Genomic DNA, 12571 nt, shown 5'->3' with positions numbered 1-12571 from the left:
CTAAAAAACATTGTTTAAAAAATGGAACCTAAAGAGCTAATCAAAAATTCAGCAAACAAAATTTGGCAAAAATGGTCAATCGCAATTCGTATCACACCATTAATCATTATTCTTGCACTACTTAAAATTTTTACACATTATCTCGGATGGGAAGTTCTTGAATTAAATGCCTTATTTACGAGTTTAGTAGCAGGTACAATATTTTTAATTGGTTTTTTAATTAGTGGTGTGCTTTCTGACTACAAAGAAAGTGAAAAGATACCTAGCGAACTTTCCGCTTCAATCAAATCGTTAGTTGATGATACCTATACCATTTATAAAACCAAAAATACATTAACAGCACTTGAATTTATAGAATTTCAAAAAATGTTTTGTACCTCTCTTATAAATTGGTTTTACAAAAAAGAAAAAACCAAAAATATTTTGAAGAAAATAAGTGACATGAACCACTTTTTAATCGAACTTAACAAAGAAGGGGTTCCACCGCCATATATTTTAAAATTGAAAAACGAACAAAACAATCTGCGAAAAATGATTTTGAGGATTGATACTATAAGAGATACAAATTTTGTGAGTTCAGCTTATACAATTTTAGAAGCTATGGGTGTTATTATAGGAAGCTGCTTGCTAATAATAAAGATGGAACCTTTTTATGCTTCACTATTTTTTACTTTAGTAGTTACTTTTTTAATTGCATATATGTTTTTGCTAATTAAAGATTTGGATAACCCTTTTGACTATTCTAACAACGGTGAAAGTGGAACTGAAATTTCTTTAAAACCGCTACATGACTTGAGAAAAATTTTAATTGACTTCATTTAAAAAACATTTTTTTAAAAGTTTTCTAAAGCCTATTAGACTAATTTATTCCTGAAATAATTACTTACCTTTGCGCAAAAAATAACACTATGTCAAATATTTATATCGCCTATCATTTTAGTATTGAACCAAAAAATACTAATAACAGTGAAGAAGCTAAACAATTGGCTTCGGAAATTTTAGTTGCCGAATTAGGCGAACTTGCCTTTGAAAGTTTTACTGAAACCGAAACTGGAATTTCAGCTTTTGTTCAAAAAGAGTTGTGGGACGAAATGATTCTTGACAATGTAAACATTCTTCATTCTGAGGAATTTGAAATTGACTACAGCTATGAAGAAATTGAGCAGGTAAACTGGAACGAAGAATGGGAAAAAAACTTTGAACCAATAGACGTTGATGGAAGATGCCATGTAAGAGCGCCTTTTCATCCTAAAACAGATGCTGAATTTGACATTCTCATAGAACCAAAAATGAGTTTTGGAACCGGTCATCACGAAACGACACACATGATGATTCAACATTTGTTAGAAATGGATGTTACAGGATTGAAAACCTTAGATATGGGATGCGGAACAGCTATTTTGGCTATTTTGGCAGAAATGAAAGGCGCACAACCAATTGACGCTATCGATATTGACAACTGGTGCTATTTAAATTCTATTGAAAATGCCGAACGTAATAATTGCACAAAAATAAGTGTTTATGAAGGTGACGCATCTTTATTAAAAGGAAAAAAATACGATCTAATAATTGCAAACATCAACAGAAATATTCTGTTGAATGATATGCAAACTTATGTTGATTGTTTGAACCCAAAAGGAACCTTATTACTAAGCGGATTTTACAACGAAGACATCCCTTTTATAGATGCTTCTTGTACAGAAAAAGGGCTAACTTATGTTAAAAAATTCGAAAGAAACAATTGGGTATCACTAAAATATGTAAATTAGTACTTTGTTAATTATCAAATAATTATAGCACAAATAAAGATTATAATGAGTACTATTGAAAAAGTAAGAGAAAAAGTTAGTGTCCAAGAAATTACCACTAAAAACAATGAAATCATTCTTTATAATGACGATGTAAATACTTTTGACCACGTTATTGAAACCTTAATGCGTGTTTGTGAACACACTCCAGAACAAGCAGAGCAATGTTCATTAATTGTTCATTATAATGGAAAATGTACTGTAAAAACAGGTCCTATGGACAAATTAAAACCACAATGTACTCAGCTTTTAGAAGCAGGACTTAGTGCAGAGATTATTTAGTTTTCCTTTACTATCACATAAAAAAAATGCATTCGTTTGTAGCGAATGCATTTTTTTAAGCTCAATTGTAATAAATTAATGTGGTAATTTATCTTTTAATACCCCATAAAGAAAGGTACCTAATAAAGCTCCCAATAAAACGATAATTACTGTATTAAAACCCGCTCCAATTAATATAAAAATTGGACCAGGACAAGAACCAGCTAAAGCCCAACCTAAACCAAAAATTAATCCTCCTAAAAGATAACGAACTGTTGATGGTTCTTTGTTTTCAATTTTTATAGGTTCTCCTGAATAATCTTTTACATTAAACTTTTTGATTAACTGAATCCCTATAACTCCCGTAAGAACAGCTATCATAATTATACCATACATGTGAAAAGACTGAAATTGAAACATTTCATAAATACGATACCATGAAACGGCCTCTGATTTAGTCAGTACGATTCCAAAAACAAATCCAACTAAAATAAATTTTATCAATTTCATAACTTAAAAAATTAATGGTAAAATAAAATGAGACATAATTAATCCACCTATAAAAAAACCAATAACAGCTTTTAATGATGGTAATTGCAGGTTACTCAAGCCTGAAATCGCATGCCCTGAAGTACAACCACCAGCATAACGAGAACCAAAACCAATAAGTACTCCCCCAATAAGTAAAATCAATAGCCCTTTTGGAGAGTTCATAACTTCAGGTGAAAACAAAGCATCTGGCATCAATTTTCCTTTTGGCGCATCTATATTCATAGCCTGAAGTTGCTCAATTGTTTTAGGATTAATAGACACATTTGAAGCATCACTCAAATAATGAGTAGCAACAAAACCTCCTAACATGGCACCTGCCACAACTGCTAAATTCCAGCGTTGTGCTTTCCAGTCCCAATTAAAAAAGGAAACTTTTTTTCCAGCTCCTGCCAAACTGCATAAGGTTCGCAAATTAGAAGACATACCGAATGTTTTTCCAAAATAAATTAAGCTTAGCATCACTAAACCAATTACAAAACCTGAAATATACCAAGACCAGGTATGATAAATTAACTCCATATTGATAATTTTTTATGCAAATTTAAAAACTAAAATACCAAAACTATGTGAGAAAGGTTACATAAGACAAAAAGAATTCAATTTTTTAAAAAAAGTAAAAAAATGAATCTAAACATTGAAGTTCTCAATATCTTTGTACTAGTATTAATAAAACCTACATTAGGGGTTAATTCAATTTTATGAAATCACAATTAATCAATATTTTTTACAAAAAAATTAAAGAAAACAAAAAACTTATCGCTTTTGTAATCTCAAAAAAAATCATTCTTGGATTGATACTTATGTTTTTGAGTAGTTCTTGTATTAGTACTAAATCTACATTACGCAATGTTGATGATAATGCTCCAACACCTAGACTTTCTAAAGAAAATACCTTTATTATTACGGAGTACAGCAAGGATAAAAGATACGGCTATAATAAAGATTACCCGATAAATATTTTTTACTACACTACCACTAACGAAAAACTAAACGAAGAACGATTTTTAAATGCTTTGGCAGGACCAAAAGGAGAAAAAATCACTTACAACAAATTAGAAAGCTGCTGTCCTTTTCCATCAAAAAGAACAACTATGGGAGCTGGATTTTTAAATGTTTATGAAATTCGCTGGGAAGGACAAAAAAAACCTGTAATCTTATACCTTAACATTTATGAAAAAGGCTACTTAATGTGTCCAATGGGACTTTCCATAAAAAAAATAGAATAAAAAACGAAATAAAACACCAAGTCGCAAATCCTAATTACATTTGCAACTTCTAATAATCACTTATGAATATACAAAACATACCTCAAATTAAACATACTGAAAGTGGTAACTTCTTTTTACTTTCAGGGCCATGTGCTATCGAAGGAGAAGAAATGGCTATGCGTATAGCTGAAAAAATAGTTGGCATAACGGATAAATTACAAATCCCTTATGTTTTTAAAGGTTCATTCAAAAAAGCAAATCGTTCACGAATTGATAGCTTTTCTGGTATTGGAGATGAAAAAGCATTAAAAATTCTACGAAAAGTATCTGAAACTTTTCATGTACCAACTGTTACCGACATTCACACTAATGAAGATGCTGACAAAGCTGCACAATATGTAGATGTTTTACAAATCCCAGCTTTTTTGGTACGTCAAACCGATTTAGTTGTAGCAGCTGCCAATACAGGAAAAACCGTTAACTTAAAAAAAGGACAATTTATGAGTCCTGAAAGCATGAAACATGCCGTTCAAAAAGTTTTGGATTGCAACAATCAAAATGTAATGGTTACTGACCGCGGAACCATGTTTGGATACCAAGACATGATTGTTGACTTCCGTGGAATTCCTACTATGCAACAATATGCTTCTACTGTACTCGATGTTACACATTCATTACAACAACCTAATCAAACAGCAGGAGTTACAGGTGGTCGTCCAGATATGATTGAAACCATTGCAAAAGCTGGAATTGCTGTAGGTGTAGATGGAATTTTCATTGAAACCCATTTTGACCCAGCTAACGCCAAAAGTGATGGTGCTAATATGCTGCATTTAGACTATTTTGAAGATTTAATGACCAAATTAGTAGCAATTAGAAAAACGGTTAATTCATTCTAAAAAACAATATAAAAAACGTGAAAAATATATTCACTGCTGCAATAACAGCATTCGTATTCATAAATAACCTTAGTGCGCAAGAAACCATCAGTACGCAGGAAAAATACACAGCTCACAACAAAGGAAAATTTTTTATAAACTGGGGAGGTAACAGAGAATCCTATTCGAAATCTGATGTAACTTTTACGGGTAAAAACTACCATTTTACAGTAGACAACATGGTAGCACATGACAAACCTAAAGGTTGGCATATCGATTATATCAATCCAACGAAAATGACAATCCCGCAAACGAATTTACGTTTAGGTTATTTTATTAGCGACCATTATAGCGTTTCAATTGGTGTAGATCACATGAAATACGTAATGACTCAAAATCAAACTGCAAATGTTACTGGAAATATCAACCTTCCATTATCAGAAGCTGGAGCAATTCATAATGGGGTCTATAACAATACACCTGTAAATTTTTCTGATGAAACTTTTTTAATGTATGAGCATACAGACGGATTGAATTATGTGCATACCGAAGTTTCACGATTTGACGACATTTCATCGTTATTCAAGCTTCCAAATACAGATAAAATACAAATTAACATCACTGAAGGTTTAGGAGCTGGGCTTTTATACCCCAGAACCAATACCACTTTGTTAGGTAAAGAGCGTCATGATGATTTTCATGTTTCGGGATATGGTTTATCGGCAAAAGCGGGTTTGAATATTACTTTTTTCAAACATTTCTTTATTCAAGGCGAATTAAAAGGTGGATACATCAATATGCAAGACATTCGTACAACTCAAAGTACAGATGATAAAGCAAAACAAGATTTTTTCTTTTTCCAAAGAATTATAACTTTTGGCGGAATTTTTAAAATTTAAAAATGACCTAACTGCAATATTCAGATACAGAGGCTTGTTGATTAACAAGCCTTTTTTATTACCCTCTGGTGTAATTAAAAAAATATAATCTTTTTTTTATAAAAAAAACACTCCAAATTCCAAAAAAAAATTATTTTTGTATAAAAATCACCCCAGATCTTTTTTTGAATAAACCTATTTACTTGTAGTCTAACCCTATTTTGTAAATATTTATGACAAAGAACAAAGAAAATGAATTTGTTTGCAACTTTGAGGTTTTTACCAATTTTGAAAGGTTTTTTGATCTTTCTCATGACTTGTTTTGCATTTCTGGATACGACGGATATTTTAAGAGAATAAACCCCTCAGTTTCAAATCTATTAGAATACACAAATGAAGAATTACTAGAACGACCGATTAATCATTTTGTTCATGAAAATGACAAAGAAAAAACAAGTTCAGCTAGAAATGAATTGAAGAATCAAGTTCCTTTATTTGATTTTGAAAATAGATATGTAACTAAAAGTGGTCGCGTTATTTGGCTATCCTGGACTTCAATCCCTGTTGAAGAAGAACAACTTATTTATGCAGTAGCTAAAAATATCACTCACAAAAAAGAGCTTGAAGAGGAACGAAAATTACACTTAAAACGGCTTACAGAAATTAACGAAGAATTTAAAAATTTAAGTTATAGCACAGCTCATGATTTAAGGTCACCTGTAAATAATATGATTTCGATTTTTGAACTTTTAGAAACAACAGACATCAAAAATTCTGAAACCTTAGAATTCATTAACATTCTTAAAAGCACTACCGACACACTAAAAGAAAACTTAAATGGATATATAAAACTTTTAAATGCTAATAACCAAAACTACAACATAAACAAAGAGGATATTTCCTTAAGTAACACATTGAATGAAGTTTTAATTTCAATTAATTCATTAATTCAAAATTCACAAGCATCCATAAGTATTGATTTTTCCAAAATTGACATAATCAAATTCAATAAATCGTATTTGAAAAGTATTTTTTTAAACTTAATCACCAATTCTATCAAATATGCCAAACCAAATACATTAGCCAATATCTCTATTCGTTCTGAAATTACAAACAATGCTACCCAATTAATCATCTCTGATAACGGAATAGGCTTTGACCTTGAAAAAGTACACAACAAAGTATTTGGTCTATACGAAACGTTTAGCAATCACATTGACAGCAACGGTATAGGTTTGTATTTAGTTTACAAACACGTAACTAATCTTGGTGGCAAAATTTCATTAGACAGCAAAGTAAACGAAGGTTCTACCTTCACCATTACTTTTAAGGATTAAAAGACGGTATATCGATTATTTTTAGTAATTTAAAGCAAAAATAATCTTAATTATGGACTTGATTCCTAAAATACCTTTAACCAACAAGAACATTTCAGGATTAGTATTGTTACAATATTTTGTTTTAGCATCAATAATTCTATATTTTGGGAAACTACTTTTTATCCCTTTAAGTTTTGCTATACTTATTAGCTTTATACTTCATCCTGTATGCAAATGGTTAGAAAAGAAAGGTATTAATCCTATTATCGCTATAGGTCTTTCTTTAACAATTGTTTTTGTTTTATTAATCAGTCTTTTGAGTTTACTCTTTTTCCAAATCAAAGAATTTGTTATGGAATGGGAACCTTTTAAAATAAAAATTTTAGAAGCTCTCAACCAAATAAGTATGTTAATTGCACAATATTTTAACATAACTAATACCGAACAAATTATCTTCTTTAAAAACCTAATAGACCATTCGGAAAATCAAGTACTAGCTATTCTGGAATCATCATTTTATTCGTTTTCACACACTTTATACTACACTATTATCATTCCCGTATTTTCTGCATTGATACTTTTTCACCGAAAAATGTTAACAGAAGCTTTACTTCATACATTTCCCATAGATCAAAAAAATAATGTTCTCGAAATTCTAACAGAAACCATCAGTGCTTATCATAATTTCATAAAAGGAATGCTATTTGTGTATATCATTGTGGGATTTTTAAACAGTATCGGACTATTAATAATTGGCATCCCTAATCCATTTACATTTGGTTTTATAGCTGCCATATTAACTTTTATCCCATACGTAGGTATTATGATATCATCACTATTACCTATAGCTATTTCATGGATTACTTTTGATTCAATTTGGTACCCAATAGGTGTAATTAGCGTTTTTGGAATTGTTCAAATCCTAGAAGCTTATATCATTTTTCCATATATAGTTGGCAACCGATTAAAGATAAACACCCTGGTTATTATCATCATGATTACACTAGGAGGTATTTTATGGGGCGCTGCGGGAATGATTTTATTTATTCCGTTTACGAGTATCATAAAACTCATTGCTGACCGTACCGATAGTTTAAAACCACTTTCAATACTTTTAGGAGAAGGTAAATTGCCCACAAAAAAACAAAACCCCTAACGAGAGGGGTTTTGTGATTTATTTCAAAATCAAATCATAAACCTGATTTGCAATTTCTAGTTCTTCATTGGTTGGAACTACCAAAACTTTAGTTTTAGAATTTACCGTATTGATTTCTCTTATTTCTTTAGAGCGAATTTCGTTTTTTGCTTCATCCAATTCAATTCCTAAAAATTCCATATCCTTACAAACTGATTTTCGGATATAAGAAGAGTTTTCACCAATTCCAGCAGTAAAAACAATAGCATCTACCCCATTCATTGCCGCTGCATAAGCTCCTATGTATTTTTTAATACGATAAACATTCATATCTAAAGCTAATTGACAATTCAAATCTCCTTTTTCGGCATTGGCTTCAATGTCCCTCAAATCGCTAAGCCCCGTAATACCAAGCATTCCACTTTGTTTATTCAACACAGTATTAACTTCGTTTAAATCATACCCCAAAGTATTCACCATATAAAAAACAACTGATTGGTCAATATCGCCACTTCGGGTTCCCATTATTAATCCATTCATGGGACCAAATCCCATACTATGATCCACACTTTTACCATCCTTAATAGCAGTAATACTGCAACCATTCCCCAAATGCACACTAATTATTTTGCCGTTTATTTCTAAAAAAGAAATTGCTTTATCGGAAACATATTTATGGGAAGTTCCATGAAATCCGTAGGCTCTGATTTTGTTTTCGGTTAGCAAATAATTAGGGATTGCATAACGATAAGCGACTTCGGGCATGGTTTGATGGAAAGCCGTATCAAAAACCGCCACTTGTTTCGCCGATGGAAATACTTCCTCAGCAACAACAATACCTTCTAAATTAGCCGGATTATGCAAGGGAGCTAATTCAAAAAGCTGTTTTATTTTTTCTTTTACTTCTTCAGTAATTAAAACCGTATCCGAAAAACTTGCTCCACCATGAACCACTCGATGTCCCACCGCTTCAATTTCGGCAGTACTTTGAATTACACCTACTTTTTCATCTAATAACAAAGTCGAAATCTTCTCCAATCCTACTTTATGATTCGGAATAGCTAAAATATCCTCAATGGAATCTTTATTGGTTTTATAAGTGAAATTGGAAGTATCCAAACCGATTCTATCAATCATACCACTACAAATTACGTCTTGGGTTGGCATATCGATTAATTGGTATTTTATAGAGGAACTCCCTGAATTGATGATAACTATTTTCATTAAATTACAATTTAAAAATTACAATCCCTGTGCCTGAATCGCTGTAATCACGACTGTGTTAATAATATCATCTACGGTACAACCACGACTTAAATCGTTTACAGGTTTATTTAAACCTTGCAACATTGGCCCAATGGCCAAAGCGCCTGTTTCTCGCTGAACTGCTTTATAAGTATTGTTTCCTGTATTCAAATCCGGAAAAATAAGCACACTTGCTTGTCCTGCTACTTCCGAATTTGGCATTTTACTTTGTCCCACCTCCATATCTACAGCAGCATCATATTGAATAGGACCTTCTATTTTTAAATCGGGACGTTTTTTCTTTACAATTTCAGTTGCTGTTCGCACTTTTTCTACTTCATCCCCTTTTCCTGACGAACCCGAAGAATAAGACAACATGGCTACTTTTGGTTCAATACCAAAAGCCAAACTTGAATCGGCTGAAGAAATCGCTATTTCGGCCAATTGCTCTGCAGTAGGATTCGGATTGATAGCACAATCCCCAAAAATTGAAACCCTATCTTCTAAACACATGAAAAATATTGAGGAAACAACACTTGAATTTGGTTTGGTTTTAATGAATTGCAATGCCGGTAAAATAGTATGCTGTGTGGTGTGAGCTGCTCCCGAAACCATTCCGTCTGCATGACCTTTGTACACCATCATCGTTCCAAAATAAGACACATCCTCCATTAAATCCCTAGCCATAGCCATTGAAATGTTTTTATTTTTTCGGAGTTCGTAATACGTATTAACGTAATCTTCATAATTAGGGGATTCTATTGGAACAATAATATGCACTTTCGAAAAATCGAATGCAATTCCTAATTCGGCTACTTTGTTTTCTATTTGTTTTTTGCTACCAATAATCGAAATATCCACCACATCCATTGCTAACAACCTAGAAGCCGCAATGATAATTCGATCATCGTTTCCTTCCGGCAAAACGATGTGTTTACGATGTTGTTTGGCTCTTTTAACCAAATTGTATTGAAACATTTTAGGCGTCATTCCTTCAGCTTGAAAGGCGCTTAATTTATCTGCTAAAGCATCAATATCAACATATTTTTCAAATGTAGTAATCGATGTTTCAATTTTATGTTTATTTTCTGCGTATATTTTAGATTGAATAGACCCTATTTGGTTGGTAATACGATACGTACCTCCTTCTACCGAAATAATAGGTACAACACTATGCAATCCTTCAATTAGTTTTAAAATAGTATCCTCTGGCAGAATATTTCCTGTCAAAATAATACCTGAAATCGATGGATAATTAGCTGATTCATGTGCCTGTAATGCTCCTAAAATAATATCAGCTCTATCACCAGGTGTAATTACAAGAGCATTTTCTTTAAGATGAGACAAATAATTACGCAACTGCATCGCTCCCACGCTGTAATTGCCCACTTCATTATTAAGATACTCTTTTCCAAAAAGAACGGTAGCATCTAATTCTTCAACAATCTCTTTAACTGTTGGATTATTCAAACTCGAAATAACGGGGATAGCACTTACCAAAACTTCTTTGGGTAAAACACTACGCAAGCCATCCTCTGCTAATTTTAAATTTTCCGGTTGGATTTTATTAGCAATAAAAGCTAAAACTTCCACTTCTTTGTTTTTGAAAGAATCATAAGCCAGGTATTCTCCATCAAGAAATTCTTCCAGAGTTTTACCAACACCTGAACCAACAATAATTGTTGGAATACCCAAGTTTTTAGCAATTAGCACATTCATATCCAATTCGATAGCTGTACCTTCTCCACTAAAGCTGGTTCCTTCTACTAAAACAAAATCGAAACGCTCTTCCAGATGTTTAAATTTTTCAATAATCAAATCCAGAACATCCCCGATTTTACCTTTATTCTTCTTTTTGATTAATTGACTTTTGGTAATAGCAAAAGCATCCTCAAAGCGAATATCTAATCCGAAATAAGAAATTACGGTTTCAATATGGTTGTCCAACTTTCCATCTTCAAAATCTTCAATTATTGGCCGGAAATAACCCACCTTAGCTGTTTTACCAATTAGCATACTCATCAATCCTAAAGTAATAATCGATTTTCCGCTATTACTTTCTGAAGTTGCGATATAAATAGCTTTGTTCATTCTATTAGATTTAATCCTTTTTTTATTTCTATTATTTTTTTTTTAAAGTAATGAGCGTTTGTTTCTAAAACCATTTTCGCTTTTTAAAATAGACAACCATCAATACACTAATTAAAAACATAACTCCAATAACTATGTAGTAGCCATTTTCATATCTTAATTCCGGCATATGATCAAAATTCATCCCGTAAACTCCAACTATAAATGTCAACGGAATAAAAATAGCCGAGACAATCGTCAAGGTTTTCATAATCTCATTCATCTTATGGGATTGTAAAGAGAAAAAGAAATTTGAAGCGCTTTCTAGCATCTCCAAATCTGATTCTATTTGTTCTAAAAGCTCCAAACTTTTCTGGTGCAAACGGGAAAAATATACATATGAATCTTCCTCAATTACATTACAAACTACATCTTCTTTTAAGGTTTTAATTCCATACAAAGAATCTCGAAGAGGCACTATCGAACGTTTTAAAAAATTAAAATTATCACGATGCTTTTCTATTCGTACCAAAATATCTTGATTGGTACTTACTTTAGATAAATTGATTAATTCCTCAACTTTTTCTTCCTCATTTTCAATGGTAATATAAAAATTATCCATTACTGCATCTAGAAGAAGAGACAGAAGATAATCCGCTTTTTTTGTTCTAACCACACCCGAATGCGTACGCAATCTTTCTCGTATGTGAGTGAAAAAATCACTACTTTTTTCTTGAAATGAAATTAAAATATCATCTTTCACAAAGAAACTTATTTGCTCTACATTAATATTATCTGAATCTTCTGTTGGTAAAATTGACTTTATATTGAAAAACAAACTACTTGCGGATTCTTCCATTTTAGTTCTTCTGGAAGTATTTAAAATATCCGAAAGCAAATAATTATCAATATTAAAAAAATCTCCAATACCTTCAACTGTTTTAACATCACTCAATCCATGTAAATTAAGCCAATTTGTTTGAGTTGTATCAATACACTCACTAAAATCATGTATTCTTAAATCCTGATATTCTGTAAAATCTAAATCGTTGTAAACAAACAACTGCATTTTAGACTCTTGATTCTTGTGTTTACCAGTATAAATCAATTGGTAAGGTTGTACTTTCCTTGCTTTCTTATATTTTATTTTTCTCATACAAAAATCATTTAAAACCGTTTGTTATTTCAAATTAGTCCAATAAAAATTCTACTAAATG

General features: G+C 31.7%; 13 protein-coding genes. 8 read left to right on the top strand and 5 right to left on the bottom strand.

Annotation, left to right across the window (positions count from 1 at the left end; genetic code table 11):
• Nucleotides 1-21 precede the first annotated feature (21 nt).
• From ACFPTQ_RS09200 to ACFPTQ_RS09190, 3 genes are all read left to right on the top strand, one after another.
• Nucleotides 22-822, top strand: coding sequence for a hypothetical protein (locus tag ACFPTQ_RS09200; protein WP_379776660.1), 801 nt, complete (start codon nt 22-24; stop codon nt 820-822).
• A gap of 86 nt (nt 823-908) precedes the next feature.
• On the top strand, nt 909-1769 hold the full coding sequence (gene prmA / locus ACFPTQ_RS09195) for a 50S ribosomal protein L11 methyltransferase (protein ID WP_379776658.1): 861 nt from the start codon (nt 909-911) through the stop codon (nt 1767-1769).
• A gap of 45 nt (nt 1770-1814) precedes the next feature.
• Nucleotides 1815-2090: an ATP-dependent Clp protease adaptor ClpS gene (locus ACFPTQ_RS09190; protein WP_278035518.1), complete on the top strand. Its 276-nt coding sequence runs from the start codon at nt 1815-1817 to the stop codon at nt 2088-2090.
• 75 nt (nt 2091-2165) lie between these two features.
• Here the strand turns inward: ACFPTQ_RS09190 and ACFPTQ_RS09185 are convergent, their stop codons facing one another.
• The gene (locus tag ACFPTQ_RS09185) at nt 2166-2579 is read right to left on the bottom strand and encodes a DUF6691 family protein (RefSeq protein ID WP_379776655.1); all 414 of its coding nucleotides are present in this window, start codon (nt 2577-2579) and stop codon (nt 2166-2168) included.
• 3 nt (nt 2580-2582) lie between these two features.
• Nucleotides 2583-3140: a YeeE/YedE family protein gene (locus ACFPTQ_RS09180; protein ID WP_379776652.1), complete on the bottom strand. Its 558-nt coding sequence runs from the start codon at nt 3138-3140 to the stop codon at nt 2583-2585.
• Nucleotides 3141-3421: 281 nt separating this feature from the next.
• Here ACFPTQ_RS09180 and ACFPTQ_RS09175 point away from each other — a divergent pair, with 281 nt between their 5' ends.
• The 5 genes from ACFPTQ_RS09175 (at nt 3422) to ACFPTQ_RS09155 (ending at nt 8060) form a co-directional block, all read left to right on the top strand.
• Nucleotides 3422-3847 (top strand): 2-dehydro-3-deoxyphosphooctonate aldolase, encoded by a 426-nt coding sequence (locus ACFPTQ_RS09175; protein ID WP_379777200.1) that lies wholly within the window; start codon nt 3422-3424, stop codon nt 3845-3847.
• A gap of 62 nt (nt 3848-3909) precedes the next feature.
• Nucleotides 3910-4728 carry a 3-deoxy-8-phosphooctulonate synthase gene (gene kdsA, locus ACFPTQ_RS09170; RefSeq protein ID WP_379776649.1) on the top strand — a complete coding sequence of 273 codons (819 nt, stop codon included), beginning with the start codon at nt 3910-3912 and terminating at the stop codon, nt 4726-4728.
• Nucleotides 4729-4745: 17 nt separating this feature from the next.
• Nucleotides 4746-5606 carry a hypothetical protein gene (locus ACFPTQ_RS09165; RefSeq protein ID WP_379776647.1) on the top strand — a complete coding sequence of 287 codons (861 nt, stop codon included), beginning with the start codon at nt 4746-4748 and terminating at the stop codon, nt 5604-5606.
• A 212-nt stretch (nt 5607-5818) separates the two neighbouring features.
• The gene (locus ACFPTQ_RS09160; protein WP_379776644.1) at nt 5819-6922 is read left to right on the top strand and encodes a PAS domain-containing sensor histidine kinase; all 1104 of its coding nucleotides are present in this window, start codon (nt 5819-5821) and stop codon (nt 6920-6922) included.
• 52 nt (nt 6923-6974) lie between these two features.
• Nucleotides 6975-8060, top strand: a complete 1086-nt coding sequence (locus tag ACFPTQ_RS09155) for an AI-2E family transporter (protein ID WP_379776642.1) — start codon at nt 6975-6977, stop codon at nt 8058-8060.
• Nucleotides 8061-8078: 18 nt separating this feature from the next.
• On the opposite strand, the gene ACFPTQ_RS09150 is transcribed toward ACFPTQ_RS09155, so the two are convergent.
• The 3 genes from ACFPTQ_RS09150 to corA form a co-directional block, all read right to left on the bottom strand.
• Complete coding sequence (locus ACFPTQ_RS09150; RefSeq protein WP_379776640.1) at nt 8079-9263, bottom strand: acetate/propionate family kinase; 1185 nt, start codon at nt 9261-9263, stop codon at nt 8079-8081.
• An 18-nt stretch (nt 9264-9281) separates the two neighbouring features.
• Nucleotides 9282-11375 (bottom strand): phosphate acetyltransferase, encoded by a 2094-nt coding sequence (gene pta / locus ACFPTQ_RS09145; RefSeq protein WP_379776638.1) that lies wholly within the window; start codon nt 11373-11375, stop codon nt 9282-9284.
• 64 nt (nt 11376-11439) lie between these two features.
• The gene (gene corA, locus ACFPTQ_RS09140; protein ID WP_379776636.1) at nt 11440-12510 is read right to left on the bottom strand and encodes a magnesium/cobalt transporter CorA; all 1071 of its coding nucleotides are present in this window, start codon (nt 12508-12510) and stop codon (nt 11440-11442) included.
• Nucleotides 12511-12571: the final 61 nt, after the last annotated feature.

The sequence above is a fragment of the Flavobacterium sp. GCM10022190 genome (genome assembly GCF_042656445.1).
Taxonomy (GTDB): domain Bacteria; phylum Bacteroidota; class Bacteroidia; order Flavobacteriales; family Flavobacteriaceae; genus Flavobacterium; species Flavobacterium nitratireducens.
Note: the sequence above shows the minus strand (reverse complement) of the source record. Positions and strands in the feature narration are given on the sequence as shown.

What these genes read in the sequence shown, in the direction of transcription:
- ACFPTQ_RS09200 (WP_379776660.1), top strand. Translation starts at nt 22, where the DNA reads ATGGAACCTAAAGAGCTAATCAAAAATTCAGCAAACAAAATTTGGCAA.
- prmA (WP_379776658.1), top strand. Translation starts at nt 909, where the DNA reads ATGTCAAATATTTATATCGCCTATCATTTTAGTATTGAACCAAAAAAT.
- ACFPTQ_RS09190 (WP_278035518.1), top strand. Translation starts at nt 1,815, where the DNA reads ATGAGTACTATTGAAAAAGTAAGAGAAAAAGTTAGTGTCCAAGAAATT.
- ACFPTQ_RS09185 (WP_379776655.1), bottom strand. Translation starts at nt 2,579, where the DNA reads ATGAAATTGATAAAATTTATTTTAGTTGGATTTGTTTTTGGAATCGTA.
- ACFPTQ_RS09180 (WP_379776652.1), bottom strand. Translation starts at nt 3,140, where the DNA reads ATGGAGTTAATTTATCATACCTGGTCTTGGTATATTTCAGGTTTTGTA.
- ACFPTQ_RS09175 (WP_379777200.1), top strand. Translation starts at nt 3,422, where the DNA reads ATGTTTTTGAGTAGTTCTTGTATTAGTACTAAATCTACATTACGCAAT.
- kdsA (WP_379776649.1), top strand. Translation starts at nt 3,910, where the DNA reads ATGAATATACAAAACATACCTCAAATTAAACATACTGAAAGTGGTAAC.
- ACFPTQ_RS09160 (WP_379776644.1), top strand. Translation starts at nt 5,819, where the DNA reads ATGACAAAGAACAAAGAAAATGAATTTGTTTGCAACTTTGAGGTTTTT.
- ACFPTQ_RS09155 (WP_379776642.1), top strand. Translation starts at nt 6,975, where the DNA reads ATGGACTTGATTCCTAAAATACCTTTAACCAACAAGAACATTTCAGGA.
- ACFPTQ_RS09150 (WP_379776640.1), bottom strand. Translation starts at nt 9,263, where the DNA reads ATGAAAATAGTTATCATCAATTCAGGGAGTTCCTCTATAAAATACCAA.
- pta (WP_379776638.1), bottom strand. Translation starts at nt 11,375, where the DNA reads ATGAACAAAGCTATTTATATCGCAACTTCAGAAAGTAATAGCGGAAAA.
- corA (WP_379776636.1), bottom strand. Translation starts at nt 12,510, where the DNA reads ATGAGAAAAATAAAATATAAGAAAGCAAGGAAAGTACAACCTTACCAA.